Annotated in this window: 12 protein-coding genes; 3 read left to right on the plus strand and 9 right to left on the minus strand. The window is 69.0% G+C overall.

Going from position 1 to position 16,877, the window contains the following annotated elements:
* Positions 1-108: 108 nt before the first annotated feature.
* From fdxA to C8D03_RS10700, 6 genes are all read right to left on the minus strand, one after another.
* Complete coding sequence (gene fdxA, locus C8D03_RS10675; protein WP_108046236.1) at positions 109-447, minus strand: ferredoxin FdxA; 339 nt, start codon at positions 445-447, stop codon at positions 109-111.
* 173 nt (positions 448-620) lie between these two features.
* Positions 621-932 carry an RNA-binding S4 domain-containing protein gene (locus C8D03_RS10680; RefSeq protein WP_108046237.1) on the minus strand — a complete coding sequence of 104 codons (312 nt, stop codon included), beginning with the start codon at positions 930-932 and terminating at the stop codon, positions 621-623.
* A gap of 43 nt (positions 933-975) precedes the next feature.
* Positions 976-4,359 (minus strand): helicase-related protein, encoded by a 3,384-nt coding sequence (locus C8D03_RS10685; protein WP_248308674.1) that lies wholly within the window; start codon positions 4,357-4,359, stop codon positions 976-978.
* A 343-nt stretch (positions 4,360-4,702) separates the two neighbouring features.
* Positions 4,703-5,590: an alpha/beta fold hydrolase gene (locus C8D03_RS10690; protein ID WP_108046239.1), complete on the minus strand. Its 888-nt coding sequence runs from the start codon at positions 5,588-5,590 to the stop codon at positions 4,703-4,705.
* A 146-nt stretch (positions 5,591-5,736) separates the two neighbouring features.
* Positions 5,737-6,183, minus strand: coding sequence for a MerR family transcriptional regulator (locus C8D03_RS10695; RefSeq protein WP_108046240.1), 447 nt, complete (start codon positions 6,181-6,183; stop codon positions 5,737-5,739).
* Between the two features lie 141 nt (positions 6,184-6,324).
* The gene (locus C8D03_RS10700; RefSeq protein WP_108046241.1) at positions 6,325-6,876 is read right to left on the minus strand and encodes a cupin domain-containing protein; all 552 of its coding nucleotides are present in this window, start codon (positions 6,874-6,876) and stop codon (positions 6,325-6,327) included.
* Between the two features lie 135 nt (positions 6,877-7,011).
* On the opposite strand from C8D03_RS10700, the gene aptA reads away from it, so the two are divergent.
* Entirely contained in the window at positions 7,012-8,361 is a 1,350-nt protein-coding gene (gene aptA, locus C8D03_RS10705; protein ID WP_108051496.1) for an omega-aminotransferase AptA, read from the plus strand.
* 7 nt (positions 8,362-8,368) lie between these two features.
* Here the strand turns inward: aptA and C8D03_RS10710 are convergent, their stop codons facing one another.
* Genes C8D03_RS10710 through C8D03_RS10720 form a run of 3 tightly spaced genes read right to left on the minus strand, consistent with a single transcriptional unit; the run spans position 8,369 to position 12,755 of the window.
* Complete coding sequence (locus C8D03_RS10710; protein WP_108046242.1) at positions 8,369-9,553, minus strand: acetate/propionate family kinase; 1,185 nt, start codon at positions 9,551-9,553, stop codon at positions 8,369-8,371.
* On the minus strand, positions 9,550-10,968 hold the full coding sequence (locus C8D03_RS10715) for a bifunctional enoyl-CoA hydratase/phosphate acetyltransferase (protein WP_108046243.1): 1,419 nt from the start codon (positions 10,966-10,968) through the stop codon (positions 9,550-9,552). The genes C8D03_RS10710 and C8D03_RS10715 overlap by 4 nt, the downstream gene beginning before the upstream one ends.
* 8 nt (positions 10,969-10,976) lie before the next feature.
* A complete protein-coding gene (locus C8D03_RS10720; protein WP_108046244.1) occupies positions 10,977-12,755 on the minus strand; it encodes a PHA/PHB synthase family protein in 1,779 nt (592 codons plus the stop codon).
* Positions 12,756-13,039: 284 nt separating this feature from the next.
* Here C8D03_RS10720 and C8D03_RS10725 point away from each other — a divergent pair, with 284 nt between their 5' ends.
* Both C8D03_RS10725 and rbbA read left to right on the plus strand, forming a co-directional pair.
* Complete coding sequence (locus C8D03_RS10725; protein WP_108046245.1) at positions 13,040-14,110, plus strand: HlyD family secretion protein; 1,071 nt, start codon at positions 13,040-13,042, stop codon at positions 14,108-14,110.
* A complete protein-coding gene (gene rbbA / locus C8D03_RS10730) occupies positions 14,107-16,875 on the plus strand; it encodes a ribosome-associated ATPase/putative transporter RbbA (RefSeq protein ID WP_108046246.1) in 2,769 nt (922 codons plus the stop codon). The genes C8D03_RS10725 and rbbA overlap by 4 nt, the downstream gene beginning before the upstream one ends.
* The last annotated feature ends 2 nt before the right edge of the window (positions 16,876-16,877 follow it).

The raw sequence follows: 16,877 nt of genomic DNA on the forward strand, positions 1-16,877 counted from the left end.
AAACACGCCGAATCAAAGGTAAACGCAAGCTCCGGGCAAGCCTGGCCACGGCAGCGCGGGAATGGTTAACCCCGCCGCGCCCTCGCGGGCTTGATTGACCGCCGGTTTTCAGTCGCCTTCGCCGGGCTCCGGCGAGAAATGCGCCTCGAGCTTTCCGGGCACGCCGTCGAAGGCCTTGGCGTCGGGCGGAGCGTCCTTCTTCTGGCTGATATTGGGCCAGCTCGCGGCATATTTGGAATTGAGCTGCAGCCAGCTTTCCAGTCCCGGCTCGGTGTCGGGCTTGATCGCCTCGGCCGGGCATTCCGGCTCGCAGACGCCGCAATCGATGCACTCATCGGGATGGATGACGAGCATGTTCTCGCCTTCATAGAAGCAATCGACCGGGCAAACCTCGACGCAATCCATATACTTGCACTTGATGCAATTCTCGGTGACCACATAGGTCATGTCGCAGGTCCTTCCAGTCTGCCAGCCGGCCCCATAAAGCCTTCGCGGGCTCCGGTTTCAAGGCCGATCTGGCCCTACCCGGCAGCAGGAGCTTCTCTTCTTCGCCTGTTCGGGAGAATGAAGTCCCGCGGCGCCGGCCGGCGAATTCATATGTATACAAACGATCGGCCGTTTTAGCTGTCGTCGTCATGCTCCGCAAGCGACGCATCGCCGCGCCCGCTTTCGTCGAGCCGCTCATAGAGCAGCCTTGCCTGTTCGTAGGACTCGCGGCGCGCCCCGAGCACGACGACACGCACCACGACGGTCGCATGCGGCAGCGCGAGCGTGAGGACGTCGCCGATCTTCAGGCCATGCGCCGGGTTTGCGGCCCGGCGGCCTTCGATCCGGATATGCCCGTCCTCCACCAGCCGCACCGCGGCGGGGCGCGTTTTGGCGAAGCGCGCAAACCAGAGCCATTTGTCGAGGCGCTGACGATCGTCCCGCATATCCGGCCTGCCGTCTCAGTGCGCGCCGGGCACCGAAATGCCCTCAGCTCTTGCGGCCTTCGAGCTGCGCCTTCAGGGCCGCGAGCTTGGCGAAGGGTGAATCCGGATCCGGCTCCCGTTCGGCCGGGCGCGGACGCTGCGGCTGCTGGAAGCGCTCCCCGCCACGGTCGTCGCGGCGCGGGCCGCTGCCGCCCGGGCGTCCGTCGCGCTTGAAATCGGGCCGAGGCCCGCGACCCTGCTCGGGGCGGCCCTGACCTTGGCCGTGACCCTCGGGGCGTGGGCCGCGCTGGCCGGACCGGGGCCGGTCGTCACGCCGCGGCTCGCGCTCGGGGCGCGGCGCGGCGGCTGCACCGCCTTCGGCCGCCACGGCGACTGCCGGCTGGGGCTCGCCGTCGCGGCGCGGTCCGCCGGGGCGGGGGCCGCGCTGGGGCCGCTCGCCACGGCGACTGCCGGGTTGCCGTTCGCCGGGGGCACCTGCACCCTCGCGCTGGCCGCGATGGGCCTGCTCGGGCCGCCTGCCGCCCTGATGGCGGTGCGGGCGCCAGACGTCGATCAACTCTGGCTCGGCCGGAGTGGCGGGCACTTCGCCGGCCGCTTCAGCCGGTGCGTCCGCCGCCGGTTCGGGCAGCGCGGGAGAGAGGGACGACATCATGTCGGCCGGAACCGGCTCGCGCGTTGGCTCCGGCTCGTCCTCTGTCAGGACTGGCGCGTCGGGCGTTTCAGGCGCGGGCGCCTCGGCGAAGACCGCATCGTCGCCGGCGGCTTCGTCACGCTGTCCGGAGGTCTCGGCCGCCGCGACGGCCTCCTGAGCCTCTTGCGGCAGGGCCTCGCCCAGGGGAGCCGCGTCCGGGGTGGCGGCGTCGGCCGCCGGTCCTGCGCTCGCCTCTTCGGCGGGAGCATCCTCAGCTTTGACCGCCTCCGCCACGACAGGCTTGGCGGGCGGCGCAGCCAGCGGCACGGTGATGGCCGGGCCGGGGCGCTTGGCCGAGACATAGCCGAGCGAACGCAGGATCGAGGCGAAATCCTCGCCGGCGCAGCCGACGAGGGAGGTCATCGCGCCGGTCACGACGAAGCCATCCTGATCGGCGGCTCCGGTCGGCGGCAGCCCCTGGGTCAGGCCGGGGCGATAGGCAATGGCCGGGCGGATCAGGTCGGCAAGACGCTCGAGGATGTCGACGCGCACGGCCCGCTCGCCGCAGACACGGTAGCCGGCGGCGCGGTAGAGCCCCTTGGGAACTGCCTTGTCGACCGGGAAGGAGGTCCGGCCCGATGCGGCGAGATGGGCGATGTCGTCGAGGCCCGAGAGCTCGGGGCCGCCATGCTTCAGCGCCCAGAGCTGGGCTGCGAGCGCGCGCGGCGCGGGCTTGAGCAGCGCCGGCACATAGAGATGGAACGCTCCGAAGCGGATGCCGAGCTGGCGCAAAGCGGCGCGGCCTTCCTGATCGAGCGCCTTCATCTCCTCGCCGACCTTGGCACGCTCCAGCACGCCGAGCGATTCGGCGGCCTGATAGGCGATGCCGCGCGCGATGCCGGTGAGGGTGGTCGCGTCCTCCAGCAATTGCAGCGCGCCGAGCAGGCGGGTGACGTGATTCTTCAGCCAGAGCTGGAGCCGTGCCTCGACCTGCTCGCGCGCATGGCCGGCCAGATGCTCCTCGACCAGCAGGCGCAGGCGCGGCTCGATTACCTTCTCGCCGGCGACGATGCGGGCGACCGGCTCGCCGATCCAGCGCAGCAGGCCGTCATGCGACAGCACGAAGGCATCGTCGCCGGCGAGAACGACACGCGCGGCGCGCGCCTCGATCTCGGCGCCGAGCGCCTTCATCGCAGCCATATTCAAGGCTTTCGCCTCCGGCCCGCCGGCTTTCGGGTCCGCCGTGAAGCGGAATCCCTGCAGCATCCCGACGTGCTGGCCCTCGACGAGCACGTCGCCCGTCGTGGTGACCTCAGCCTCCAACATCGCATTCTCCCGCAAACGGCGCAGCAGTACACTGGTGCGCCGGTCGACAAATCGGCTGGCAAGACGCTCGTGCAGAGCGTCGGAGAGCTTGTCCTCTACAAGACGCGCAACCCCCTGCCAATGCTCTGGATCAGGCAACCAGTCCGGGCGGTTCGCCACGAAGGTCCAGGTGCGGACCTGAGCGATGCGCGCGGAGAGGGTATCGATCTCGCCATCGGTGCGATCGAGCGCCGAAAGCTGGGTCCGATACCAGTCGACATCGAGCCTGCCATGGCGCATCAGCCGCAGGTAGAGCGTGGTCGCGAGGTCGGCATGCTGCTGCGGCGCGATCTTGCGATAATCGGGCAGGCCGCAGACCTCCCAGAGCCGCTCCACGGCCGGGCGGCCCTGCGCCAGCGCCTTGACCTCGGGGTCCTTCGCCAGAATCTCCAGCGTGGTCATGTCCTCGGCGATCAGCGCGCGCGTCAGGCCGAGCTCGGTCGGCTGCAGGTTCAGGCTGTCGAGGAGCTGTGCGACCGAGCGGAAATCGAGATCGGTATTGCGCCACTGCAACTGCCTGATCGGCTCGAAACGGTGATTCTCGATTGCCTCGACGAGATCGGCCTCGAAGGGCGGGCAGCGGCCCGACGTACCGAAGGTGCCGTCGCGTAGATGCCGCCCGGCGCGCCCGGCGATCTGGCCGAACTCGGCCGGGTTGAGCTTGCGGAAGTGGTGCCCGTCATACTTCTTGTCGGCGGCGAAGGCGATGTGGTCGACATCGAGGTTGAGCCCCATGCCGATGGCGTCGGTGGCGACGAGATAGTCGACATCGCCGGACTGGTAGAGCTCGACCTGCGCGTTGCGGGTGCGCGGCGAGAGTGCTCCCAGCACCACCGCGGCGCCGCCCTTCTGCCGGCGGATCAGTTCGGCGATGGCGTAGACCTCCTCGACCGAGAAGGCGACGATGGCCGAGCGCGGCGCCAGGCGCGTGATCTTGCGGTCGCCCGAGAACAGCAATTGCGAGAGGCGCGGGCGGCTCACGACGTTGACGCCGGGAATGAGCTGCTCGATGACCGGCTTCATCGTGCCGGCGCCGATCAGCATGGTCTCGGCCCGGCCTCGGCGATTCAGCAGCCTGTCGGTGAAGACATGGCCGCGATCGAGATCGGCGGCGAGCTGGATCTCGTCGATGGCGACGAAGTCGACCGCGAGATCGCGCGGCATCGCCTCGACCGTGCAGACCCAGAAGCGCGGCCGCGCCGGCTTGATCTTTTCCTCGCCGGTGACGAGCGCGACCGCATCGACGCCCGCCTTCTCGACGACGCGGGCATAGACCTCGCGTGCCAGCAGGCGCAGCGGCAGGCCGATCATGCCTGTGGGGTGGGCGACCATCCGCTCGATCGCGAGATGGGTCTTGCCGGTGTTGGTCGGGCCCAGCACCGCGGTGACGCCGTTGGCGCGGACCGAAGGGGGCAAGGAGCGGTGAGGGATCAAAGCGCTGCCGATCGTGACGTGTCGGCCTTCGCCCGGCGGCGACGCCGCGGGGCGTCGCATGACGGCGCGAGGCGCAACGGTGAAACTAGAATGCGGAACGAGTCCCGAACGAAGCAGGCCCGAATCGCTGACTCCGGCGGAATCGGGTTTCGTTCTCACTGGAAGGTCGCGGCATCGCGCCGTTGCGCCACGCCTGCTGGAATCGGAACACCGGCATCGCCCGTCCTTTGGTGCCCAGGGGATCAGCGGCCGTCTGCCGCGCCCTGCGCGAGAGACTATCTAAGTGCTTCCGGCCGGGAAACGAGGGTGCCCGCCTTGCGACTGGCCGGGACCGTTCCGATCAGCCGAAGAACTCGGCGAAAATATCCGCTGCCTCGTCGGGCGCCTCGACATGGACGAAGTGGCCGGCGCTCTCGCAGAAACTGACCTCGGCCTTGTCGAAATGCTCCGGCACGAAGGCCGCCCATTCCGATTTCAGCACCGGGTCGTGGCGGCCCCAATGCACCCGCGTCGGCTGATGGATGCGCACGGACGGCGTCGGATGGCCGTCGATCGCGGCGAGCCGTGCCGCGTTCTGGCTGCGATACCAGTCGAAGCCGCCGCGCAGATTGCCCGGCTTCATGAAATTGTCGATCCAGAGGTCGAGCGCCGGATCGAAGGCCTCCTTGCGATGGCACCAATGCGAGAGGAAATGCGAGAAATACAGCGCGCAGGACTGGCGGCTGAGGCCGATGAGCGATTCGGCCAGGGGCAATTGCTGGAAGGACTGGTACCAGATCTCGTTGACATGGCCCTCATGGACCCAGCGTTCGGCAATGCTCTGGGTCGGGCAGTTGAAGAACAGCAGCCGGTCGACGAGCTGCGGATGGCGGCGCGCCAAGGCCTGGGCGGCATAGGCGCCGACATCGTGGCCGACGACGCCGACCGATTCGAAGCCGAGCGCCGCGATCAGCGAGGCCATGTCGTCGGCATGGCTGTTGGCGCCGACATCGCTGCGCGGCGCAGCCGATTTCGCGCTGTCGCCGAAGCCGCGCAGATCAGGCGCGATCAGGCGGAAATCCGGATGCAGCCGGTTCATCAGCGGCAGCCAGGCCGCCCAGAATTCGGGCCAGCCATGCAAAAGCAGGACCGGCGTCCCGGAACCGACCTCGGCGACATGCAGCGTCGTGTCGCGCACTGCGATCTGGCGATGGCGCAGACCGGGCGGAGTGGCGAAGTCGCTGGACATGGTGGCTCCCGCATCGTTTCGCGGAAGGCTAGCGCCTGCCCGCCCGGTGCCGCAATCGCCACGCGACGCATGAGCGCGATGCAGGCGCGCTTCTCCACAGGCGCTGGCCCGGTCGCAGCCTGTTCAGCCCGCCACCGGGAGTCGCGTCAATGCGCGGCGTGGCTGCACTGGCCATGGTCCGCCAGCGCCTCGATGATGGCGCAGTCGCAGGCCGCGACGCCGCCGGAGCAGGTCGCGGCGATGCGTTCCAGCTCCTTTTCGAGCGAACGCAGCCGGGCGATCTTGTGGCGGACCTCGTCGAGATGGGCGACGGAGATGGCATGGGCCTCGTCGCAGGCCATGGCCGGATTGTCCGAAAGCTTGAGCAGCGTGCGGATCGCGTCGACGGCGAAGCCGAGATCGCGGGCATGCTTGATGAAGGCGAGCCGCTCGACATGGCGCGGGCCATAGCGGCGCTGGTTGCCTTCGGAGCGCTCCGGCTGCGGCAGCAGGCCGACCTGCTCGTAATAGCGAATCGTTTCGACCTTGACGCCGGTGCGCTCGGCGAGTGCGCCGATCGGCATGACATGTTCGATCTTTTGGGTGGATGGCATTGCGTCCGCTCCTGAAGCTCCAGTCGCTACAGCTTTTAGATGGGCTCGGCCGGCCATGTCATCAAGCTGCGGCGGCGCACATCCTTCGAGACGGCTGCCTGCGGCTTTACGGGACGAGGGCCCGCTTTTTCAGCAGGCTTTTCAGAACGAGGGCGGGGTGCAGGCGCTGACGACCTCGCAGGGTTGCGGGCCGACGCAGCGGAAGCGGTGCGGACGGTGGCTCTCGAAATAATAGGCGTCGCCCGGCCCCAGGATCCGACGCTCGTCGTCGACCGTGACCTCGAGCCGGCCGCTGAGCACGATGCCGCCCTCCTCGCCCTCATGGGTCAGGCTGACGCGCCCGGTATCGGTGCCCGGCTCGTAGCATTCCTTCAGGATCTGCAGCGCCCGGCCGAACAGGGTCTCGCCGACCTGGCGATAGGAAATGCCGCCCTTGCCGATCTCGACCAGTTCGTCTGCCCGGTAGAAGGCCTGGCGCGGGCGATCGGGTTCCAGCGCGAAGAACTCGGACAGGCCGATCGGGATGCCGTCGAGGATGCGCTTGAGGGCGCCGACCGACGGATTCACGCCGTTCGACTCGATCAGCGAGACCGTCGAATTGGTCACGCCGGCGCGCTTGGCCAGCGCCCGCTGCGAGAGCCCGTGGCGCGTGCGCAGATAGCGCAGGCGCGCGCCGATATCGGTGCCGCTCATGGCGAGGCGTTCTCCTTGTTCGATATCCGCAACATTGCCCAGTAGCCTCCATATAAAACAAGGCTTTGTGTGTTCATTGAAACAGACTTGTTGGTTTCCGCAAAACGGTGCTCCGTGCTCGCAGAGGAGATCATCATGACCGTCGCCACGCCGCCGAAAGCGCTTCAGAACGCCCGCTCGCTCGAGAGCTACTGGATGCCGTTCACCGCCAACCGGCAGTTCAAGGCGGCGCCGCGCCTGCTCGCCTCGGCGCAGGGCATGCATTACGCCACGGAGGATGGCCGCAAGGTGATCGACGGCACGGCCGGGCTCTGGTGCGTCAATGCCGGGCATGGCCGCCAGCAGATCACGCAGGCGGTCGAGCGCCAGCTCTCGACGCTGGACTATGCGCCGTCCTTCCAGATGGGCCATCCGATCGCTTTCGACTTCGCCGAGCGGCTTGCGGCGATTGCGCCGGGCGAGGGCGACGCCAGGCTCGACCGGATCTTCTTCACCGGCTCGGGCTCGGAATCGGTCGACACGGCGCTCAAGATCGCGGTCGCCTATCAGCGCGCCATCGGGCAGGGCACGCGGACCCGGCTGATCGGCCGCGAGCGCGGTTATCACGGCGTCGGCTTCGGCGGCATCACGGTCGGCGGGCTGGTCAACAACCGCCGTGTCTTCCCGCTGCTGCCGGGCGCCGACCATCTGCGCCATACCCATGACCTCGAACGCAACGCCTACAGCAAGGGCCAGCCCGAGCACGGCGCCGAGCTCGCCGACGATCTCGAGCGGATCGTGGCGCTGCATGGCGCCGAGACCATCGCGGCCGTCATCGTCGAACCGATGGCCGGCTCGACCGGCGTGCTCGTGCCGCCGAAGGGCTATCTCCAGCGCCTGCGCGAGATCGCGACCCGCCACGGCATCCTGCTGATCTTCGACGAGGTGATCACCGGCTTCGGGCGGTTGGGGACGCCGTTCGCGAGCGAATATTTCGGCGTCATGCCGGATCTGATGACGACGGCGAAGGGCATCACCAACGGCGCGATCCCGATGGGCGCCGTCTTCGCCAGCCGCAAGGTGCATGACGGATTGATGGCCGGCCCGGACGCCACCATCGAGCTGTTCCACGGCTATACCTATTCGGGCCATCCGGTCGCCTGCGCGGCCGGCATCGCGACACTCGACATCTATGCCGATGAGGGTCTTCTGACCCGCGCGGCCTCGCTCGCCCCGCTCTGGGAGGAGGCGCTGCATTCGCTGAAGGGCGCGCCGCATGTCATCGACATCCGCACCATCGGTCTCGTCGCCGGCGTCGAGCTGGCCTCGCGCCCCGGTGCGGTCGGCGCGCGTGCCTATGAGGCCTTCGTCGACTGCTTCGAGAAGGGTCTTCTGATCCGCGTCACCGGCGACATCATCGCGCTGTCGCCACCGCTGATCTGCGAGCCCGCGCAGATCGACGAAATCGTCTCGCTGCTGCGCGCGGCGCTCGGCCGCCTCGCCTGAGCCTGCGTCAGGCGGCGCCGGCGAGTGCGGCGAACGCCTCGTCGGCGATGACCTGCTCCTCGTCGGTCGCGATCACGAAGGCCCCGATGCGGCTGGACGCGGCGGTGATCGTCGCGGCATTGGCGGCATTCGCCGCCTCGTCGAGTGCGAGCCCTAGCCAGCCGAGGCGCCCGGCGACGGCTGCGCGGATGCGCGGCTGGTTCTCGCCGATGCCGGCGGTGAAGACGACGGCGTCGAGCCCGCCGAGCGTGGTCGCGAGCCTGGCGACCTCGCCGGCGATCCGGAAGGCGAAGAGGTCGAGCGCCTGCCGCGCCTCCGGTGCGTCGCTGTCCAGCAATTCGCGGCTGTCGGCGCTGATCCCCGAGACGCCGAGCAACCCCGAGCGGCGGTAAAGCAGATCCTCGACATCGGCGGCGCTTTTTCCTTGCGTGCCGATCAGATGCAGCAGGACGCCCGGATCGATCGCGCCGCAGCGTGTCGCCATCGGGATGCCATCGAGCGCCGAGAAGCCCATGCTGGTGTCGCGGCTGACACCGGCCTCGAGCGCGCAGAGGCTGGCGCCGCTGCCGAGATGGGCGACCACGACCTTCCCCTCGGCAAGCCCGGGCTCCCGGCGCGCCAGCTCGGCTGCGATGAACTTGTACGAAAGGCCATGAAAGCCGTAGCGCTTGATGCCGTCGTCATGCAGCGCCCGCGGAATCGCGAAGCGGCGCACGACATCGGCATGGCCGCGGTGGAAGGCGGTGTCGAAGGACGCCGTCTGCGGCAGGCCGGGGCGCAGGCGACGGATCGCCCTGATCAGCCGCAGCCCCTGCGGCTGGTGCAGCGGCGCCAGCGGCATCAGCGCCTCGATCGCCGCGACGGCGTCGTCGTCCAGCAGCACCGGACCGGCGAAACGGTCGCCGCCATGGACGATGCGATGGCCGACGCCCGCGACCAGCCCGAGGTCGAAATGCCAGGACAGGCGGCGGAAGGCCTCGCTCAGCACAGCGTCGAGTTCGTCGCCGGCCTTCGCTTCGAGCGCGACGTCAAACCGGTCCGGCCCCTCGCTCAGCTCGAAGCGCAGCGGCTCGCGGCGGAAGTCGATCATGCCCTTGCCGATGCGGCGCGGACTGTCCGAAGCCAGCTCGAACAGCCCGATCTTCACCGTCGAGGAGCCGGCATTGAAGGTCAGCAGCATCCGGCCGCTCATGCGGACATGCCTTGCGGGGAGGCGCCGGGCGCGCCGCGGCGCGCGGCCACGAGCTTGGCGAGAGCCGCCGAGGCGATGCGGGTCTTGAGCGAATCCGAGCGGCTGGTCAGGACGATCGGCACGCGCGCGCCGAGGACGAGCCCGGCGGCGTCGGCCCCGGCGAAATAGATCAACTGCTTGGCGAGCATGTTGCCGGCCTCGAGATCGGGCACGAGCAGGATGTCAGCCTGACCGGCGACAGGCGAGACGATGCCCTTGGTGCGCGCGGCCTCGGGGCTGATCGCATTGTCGAAGGCGAGCGGGCCATCGACGCGGGCGCCGGTGATCTGGCCGCGTGCCGCCATCACCGTCAGCGCAGCGGCGTCGAGGGTCGCCGGCATCCGCGCATTCACGGTCTCGACGGCGGCGAGCACGGCGACGAGCGGTTCGGCGATGCCGAGCGTGTGCAGCAGGTCGATTGCGTTCTGGCAGATGTCGCGCTTCTGTTCGAGCGTCGGCAGGATGTTGATCGCGGCGTCGGTGACGATCAGCGGCTTGGGATAGGCCGGCACGCTCATCGCGTAGACATGGCTGATGCGACGCTCGGTCCGCAGGCCCGAGCCCGCCGCGACGACCGCGCCAAGCAGTTCGTCGGTGTGCAGGCTGCCCTTCATCAGGATCGCGACCTTGCCGCACATGGCGAGTTCGACGGCCCGGGCGGCGGCGGCATGGCTGTGCTCGACCGATTCGATCGGCATCCCGTCGAGCGAGACCCGGGCCGTGGCCGCCGCCGCCCGGATCTTGGCCTCCGGCCCGATCAGCAGCGGCTCGAGCAGCCCTTCGTCGCGAATCTCGATGGCAGCGATGATCGCTTCGGGCGAACAGGGATGCACCACCGCGACGCGCAGCGAGGGCAGCGCCCGGGCATCGCGGACGAAGCTGTCGTAGCGGTCGTGGCGCCGCAGCGCGACATCGGGCAGATGCGGGCTCGGCCAGGCGATGCTGGTCTGCGGCGCGATCACCGTGGCGGTGCCGGTCAGCACCTCCTCGCCGTCCTGATTGGTGCAGCGGGTATCGAGCACGACGATCCGCTTCTCGGCACGCTTCTCGCGGACCCTGGCGGTGGCGGTGATGGTGTCACCCGGCGCGACGGGCCTGCAGAAACGCAGCTCCTGGCCGAGATAGATCGTGCCCGGGCCGGGCAGCCTGGTGCCGAGCACGGCCGACACCAGCGCGCCGGTCCACATGCCATGGACGACGACATGGCCGAAGCGGTCGCCCGCGGCGAAGGAGGCGTCGAGATGCGCCGGGTTGAGATCGCCCGAGACGGCCGCGAACAGGTCGATGTCGTCGCGCCCGACGAGCCTGACCAGCGAGGCGGTGTCACCGATGGCGAGTTCGTCGAAGGTGCGGTTCTTGAGGATGATCTGGTCCATTCGGCCTCTCAGCGTTGCAGGACATAGGTTCCGGGGGCGTCGGCGAGCGGGGCGGGGCCGCTCTCGGCGTAACCCATGGCGGGGGGCGGCACCTGCCCGCTGGAGCGGACGGCGAGCCAGCCGACCCAGCTCTCCCACCATGATCCTTCGCGCGCCTCGCTGCGCTCGACCCATTCGTCCGGGCTGATGCTGGTGTCGTCATGGCCGAGCGTGGCGATGCGGAAGCGCCGGTGGGGATGGCCGGGCTCGCTGACGATGCCGGCATTGTGGCCGCCGCTCGCCAGCACGAAGGTGACCTCCGTGTCGGTCAGGCCGTGGACCTTGTAGACGGAACGCCAGGGCGCGACATGGTCGCGCTCGGTGCCGACGACGAAGAGCGGCATGCGCAGGTTCTGCAGTACGACGGGGCGGCCATCGACCAGGATGCGGCCGGCGGCGAGTTCGTTGCCGAGATAGAGCCGGCGCAGATATTCGGCGTGCATCCGGTAGGGCATGCGGGTGGAATCGGCGTTCCACGCCATCAGATCGATCATCGGCGTGCGCTCGCCCATCAGATAGTCGTGCACGAGCCGCGACCAGATCAGGTCGTTCGAGCGCAGGAGCTGAAAGGCGCCGGCCATCTGGTCGGAGGCGAGGTAGCCCCGGTTCCACATCATGCTTTCGAGCAGGCGCACCTGGCTGTGATCGATGAACAGGGCGAGTTCGCCGGGCTCGGTGAAGTCGGTCTGTGCGGCGAGCAGGGTCAGCGAGGCGAGACGGGCGTCGCCGGCCCGTGCCATGGCAGCCGCCGCGATCGCAAGCAGCGTGCCGCCGAGGCAATAGCCGGCGGCATGGATCTTCCTGTCCGGCAGGATCGCGGCGATGGCGTCGAGCGCCGCGATCACGCCGAGCTGGCGGTAGTCGTCGAGGCCGAGATCGCGGTCGGCCGCCGTCGGGTTGCGCCAGGAGACGCAGAAGACGGTGTGTCCCTGGGCGACGAGATAGCGGATCAGCGAGTTCTGCGGGGAGAGGTCGAGGATGTAATACTTCATGATCCAGGCCGGAACGATCAGGATCGGCTCGGCCTGCACCGTCTCCGTCGTCGGGGCGTACTGGATCAGCTCGATCAGATGGTTGCGCAGCACGACCTTGCCCTGCGTCGCCGCGACGTCGCGGCCGACGACGAAATCCTCCGCCCCGAGCGGGGGCTCGCCGGCCGCCTGCCGCGCGGCGTCCTCGATCCAGTTCCTGAAGCCGCTGACGAGATTGGCCCCGCCGGCCTCCACCGTCTTCGCCACCACCTCCGGATTGGTGAACGGTGAATTCGCGGGCGAGACCATGTCGAGCAGCTGCCGGGCGGCGAAGGCGACGACATCCTCGTGATGGGGCGTCACGCCCGGAACCTCATGGGTGGCGTTGTGCCACCATTGCTGGGTCAGGAGAAAGGACTGCGACCAGACATTATAGGGATACTGGCTCCAGGCCTCGCTGCGGAAGCGGTCGTCGCCCGGCAGGGGGTCGATGCAGGCCGGCGCGCCGGCGCCGAGGCCGCAGGCGGCGAGATGGCTCATCAGCCGGCCGGTCTTGCGGGCCGCCTTCCAGGCGAGTTCGGAGCGTTTGCCGGGCGCTGCGGCGAGATGGGCCGACCAGTCGAAGAAAGCCAGTGCCAGGGCCGTGGGCGAGAGCCCGCCGCTGAGCTGCGCACCGAGCGCCTCGCGCATCCGGTCAATCGCGGCGAAGGCCTCGAGGCCGAGCGCGTCGGCTTCTGTCCCGGCCGGGCCGGACGGGAGCGAATCGGTGGCGGTCATGCACAATCCCCTGCCGCAATGTTCGGCGGTCGCCGTTCTGGAGAGCCCGGGGCGACGCGCCTTCGACGAGCATGCTCCTGCGAGCTGTCGCGACGCTAGTGGTACGAACGGCCGCGCGTGTTGACCTCGATCAATGCCGGTTGTGCCCAATCGTCCGACCCTTAAGCTGCGCAGGACGCGACGGGCGAAGCCGTGCTGCGCGAAGCCAGACCAGATGGCCGCTGCGGTCCCACGGAATCGCGCGGGCGGCCGGCCCGTCACCCTGTCCGCGGAAGGCCGATCCGATGAAAACCCCGCAACGTGGCTGGCTGGTGCCGGCCGTCGTCATTCTGCTGGCCGGCGGCGGCTATTTCGCCTGGCAGCGGCTGAAGGCCAGCGACCTGCCCGAGGGCATCGCCAGCGGCAATGGACGCATCGAGGCGGTCGAGATCGACGTCGCCGCCCGCATCTCCGGCCGAATCAAGGAGATCCTGGCCGATGAGGGCGATTTCGTCACGGCCGGCCAGATCGTCGCGCGGATCGACACCGAACAGCTCCAGGCCCAGCGTGCCGAAGCCGAGGCCCAGTACGAGCGCGCCGTCATCGCGGTCGATACGGCGAGAAGCCTGGTGGCGCAGCGCGAGGCCGAGAAGGGCGCCGCGACCGCCGTGGTCGCGCAGCGCGAATCCGAGCTCGATGCGGCGCGCCGGAAGCTGCATCGCTCGGAACAGCTCTCGGAGCGCGGCAACGTCTCCGATCAGGTGCTCGACGACGACCGGGCGCGGGCGCAGGGGGCGACCGCCGCCGTCGGTGCAGCCAGGGCGCAGCTCGCCGCCAGCGACGCCGCGATCAGCTCGGCGACGTCGCAGGTCGTCGGCGCGCAGGCCGCCGTCACCGCCGCGCGGGCGACGGTCCGGCGCATCGACGCCGATATCGACGACAGCGCCCTCAAGGCACCGCGCGACGGGCGCGTGCAGTACCGCGTCGCGCAGCCGGGCGAGGTCGTCGCGGCGGGCGGACGCGTGCTCAACCTGGTCGATCTCGGCGATGTGTTCATGACCTTCTTCCTGCCGACCGGGCAGGCCGGCCGCGTCGCGATGGGCGCGGAGGCGCGGATCGTGCTCGACGCCGCGCCGCGCTGGGTGATTCCCGCCGCCGTCTCCTTCGTCGCCGATGTGGCGCAGTTCACGCCGAAGACGGTGGAGACCGCCGAGGAACGCGAGAAGCTGATGTTCCGGATCAAGGCCCGGATTCCGCCCGCGCTGCTGCGGAAATACATCCAGCAGGTCAAGACCGGCCTGCCCGGCATGGCCTATGTCCGGCTCGATCCGCAGGCGCAGTGGCCGGAGCGCCTGCAGGCCGGCCTGTTGAAATGAGCGCTTCCGCCGCGGTTTCCGGCAGGCCCGTCATCCGCCTCGATCGCGTTGGGCTGCACTATGGCGCGACGCGGGCGCTCGACGCCGTCAGCATCGACCTGCCGGCGGGCTGCATGGTCGGGCTGATCGGCCCGGACGGGGTCGGCAAATCGAGCCTGCTGTCGCTGATCGCCGGGGCGCGCGCCATCCAGGACGGAGATGTCGAGGTGCTTGGCGGCGACATGGCGGATGCGGCGCATCGGCGCGCGACCTGCCCGCGCATCGCCTATATGCCGCAGGGCCTCGGCAAGAACCTCTATCCGACGCTGTCGGTCTTCGAGAACGTCGATTTCTTCGGCCGCCTCTTCGGCCAGGCGAAGGCCGAGCGCCAGCGCCGCATCGCGGAGCTGCTGGAGAGCACGGGGCTCGGCCCCTTCGTCGACCGCCCGGCCGGCAAGCTCTCGGGCGGGATGAAGCAGAAGCTCGGCCTGTGCTGCGCGCTGATCCACGACCCCGACCTGCTCATCCTCGACGAGCCGACCACAGGCGTCGATCCTTTGTCGCGCCGGCAGTTCTGGGAGCTGATCGATGCGATCCGGGCGAGCCGGCCCGGCATGAGCGTGCTGGTGGCGACGGCCTATATGGAGGAGGCGGCGCGCTTCGACTGGCTGGTGGCGATGGATGCCGGCCGCGTGCTCGCCACCGGGGCGCCGGGCGATCTGCTAACGCAGACCGGCGCGCGCACGCTGGACGATGCCTTCATCGCCCTGCTGCCGGAGGCGAAGCGCCTTCTGCACCATGCCGTCGTCATCCCGCCGCGGGACGCCGGGGTCGACGCCGGTGCCGCCATCGAGGCCGAGGGGCTGACGATGCGCTTCGACGATTTCGTCGCCGTCGACACTGTCAGCTTCCGGATTTCCCGTGGCGAGATCTTCGGCTTCCTCGGCTCGAATGGCTGCGGCAAGACCACGACGATGAAGATGCTGACCGGCCTGCTGCCGGCCAGCGAGGGCCGCGCGCGGCTCTTCGGCGAGGAGGTCGATCCCAGGGACATGAGCGTGCGCCAGCGCGTCGGCTACATGTCCCAGTCCTTCTCGCTCTATTCGGAGCTGACGGTCGCGCAGAATCTCGACCTGCATGCCCGCCTGTTCCGGCTGCCGCCCGACACCATCGCGGCCCGCATCGCCGAGATGGCGCGCCGTTTCGACCTCTCGCAGGTGATGGATGCGCTGCCGGACGCGCTGCCGCTCGGGGTCCGCCAGCGCCTTTCGCTCGCCGTGGCGATGATCCATGCGCCGGAGATCCTGATCCTCGACGAACCGACCTCCGGCGTCGATCCGATCGCCCGCGACGGGCTCTGGCAGATCCTCGCCGATCTCTCGCGGCAGGACGGCGTCACGATCTTCATCTCGACCCATTTCATGAACGAGGCGGAGCGCTGCGACCGCATCTCGCTGATGCATGCCGGCAAGGTCCTGGTCAGCGACACGCCTCATGCCATCGTCGCCAGACGCGGCAGCGCCACGCTGGAGGATGCCTTCGTCGCCTATCTCGAGGAGGCGATCGGCGAGGCCGGGCCGCCGGAGCCGTCGGGCGTTCCGCACCCGGCGGTCGCTGTCGTCGCGGCGGTTGCGGCTGCCGCACTGCCGAAGCGGCGGTTCTTCGATCTGCGCCGGATGCTGAGCTACACCCGGCGCGAGACGCTCGAGCTGCGGCGCGACCCGATCCGGGCGACGCTGGCACTGCTCGGCAGCGTGCTGCTGATGTTCGTGATCGGCTATGGCATCAATTTCGATGTCGAGAAACTCTCCTTCGCGGTTCTCGACCACGACCAGTCGACGGTCAGCCGCGACTATGTGCTCGGCATCTCGGGGTCGCGCTATTTCGTCGAGCAGGCGCCGATCGCCGATTATGCCGATCTCGACCGCCGCATGCGCCGTGGCGAGCTCAGCCTGGCGATCGAGATTCCGCCGGGCTTCGGGCGTGACCTGGCGCGGGGCCATGGCGTCCAGATCGGCGCCTGGATCGACGGCGCCATGCCGCAGCGGGGCGAGACCGTCCAGGGCTATGTCCAGGGCATGCATGCGGCCTGGCTGACGCAGAAGGCGCGCACGATCCTGGGCGACAAGGCCGCCGCCGCCTCGTTCCGGATCGAAACCCGGTTCCGCTACAATCCCAATGTCGAGAGCCTCGTCGCCATGGTCCCGGCCGTGATCCCGCTGCTGCTGCTGCTGATCCCGGCGATGCTGGCCGCGCTCAGCGTGGTGCGCGAGAAGGAGCTCGGCTCGATCATCAATCTCTATGTCACGCCGGTGACGCGGTTCGAATTCCTGCTCGGCAAGCAGCTGCCTTATATCGGGCTCGCCATGCTCAATGCCGTGCTGCTGACGGCCTTCGCCATCCTCGCCTTCAGGGTGCCGTTCAATGGCGATGTCCTGACCTTCGCGGCGGCGGCGCTGATCTATGTGGTCGCCGCGACCGCCATGGGTCTGCTGATCTCGAGCTTCATGACGAGCCAGATCGCGGCGATCTTCGGGACGGCGATCCTGACCATTCTTCCGGCGACGCAGTTTTCGGGAATGACCGACCCGGTCTCGTCGCTGCAGGGCGCCGGCGCGCTGGTCGGGCGGATTTATCCGACCGCGCATTTCATGACGATCTCGCGCGGCACCTTCTCCAAGGGGCTCGCTTTCGGCGACCTCGTCGGCTCCTTCATTCCGCTCCTGATCGCCGTGCCGGTGCTTCTCGGGCTCGCCACCTTTCTCCTCAAGAAGCAGGCGAACTGAGC

It is taken from the genome of Bosea sp. 124 (assembly GCF_003046175.1).
In the GTDB taxonomy this organism is placed as follows: Bacteria; Pseudomonadota; Alphaproteobacteria; order Rhizobiales; family Beijerinckiaceae; genus Allobosea.

Excerpts from the sequence above, each read along its gene's own strand:
- C8D03_RS10690 (WP_108046239.1), bottom strand. The coding sequence starts at position 5,590 with ATGTCCAGCGACTTCGCCACTCCGCCCGGTCTGCGCCATCGCCAGATC.
- C8D03_RS10725 (WP_108046245.1), top strand. The coding sequence starts at position 13,040 with ATGAAAACCCCGCAACGTGGCTGGCTGGTGCCGGCCGTCGTCATTCTG.
- C8D03_RS10710 (WP_108046242.1), bottom strand. The coding sequence starts at position 9,553 with ATGAGCGGCCGGATGCTGCTGACCTTCAATGCCGGCTCCTCGACGGTG.
- C8D03_RS10680 (WP_108046237.1), bottom strand. The coding sequence starts at position 932 with ATGCGGGACGATCGTCAGCGCCTCGACAAATGGCTCTGGTTTGCGCGC.
- C8D03_RS10715 (WP_108046243.1), bottom strand. The coding sequence starts at position 10,968 with ATGGACCAGATCATCCTCAAGAACCGCACCTTCGACGAACTCGCCATC.
- C8D03_RS10695 (WP_108046240.1), bottom strand. The coding sequence starts at position 6,183 with ATGCCATCCACCCAAAAGATCGAACATGTCATGCCGATCGGCGCACTC.
- aptA (WP_108051496.1), top strand. The coding sequence starts at position 7,012 with ATGACCGTCGCCACGCCGCCGAAAGCGCTTCAGAACGCCCGCTCGCTC.
- C8D03_RS10700 (WP_108046241.1), bottom strand. The coding sequence starts at position 6,876 with ATGAGCGGCACCGATATCGGCGCGCGCCTGCGCTATCTGCGCACGCGC.
- C8D03_RS10720 (WP_108046244.1), bottom strand. The coding sequence starts at position 12,755 with ATGACCGCCACCGATTCGCTCCCGTCCGGCCCGGCCGGGACAGAAGCC.
- fdxA (WP_108046236.1), bottom strand. The coding sequence starts at position 447 with ATGACCTATGTGGTCACCGAGAATTGCATCAAGTGCAAGTATATGGAT.
- rbbA (WP_108046246.1), top strand. The coding sequence starts at position 14,107 with ATGAGCGCTTCCGCCGCGGTTTCCGGCAGGCCCGTCATCCGCCTCGAT.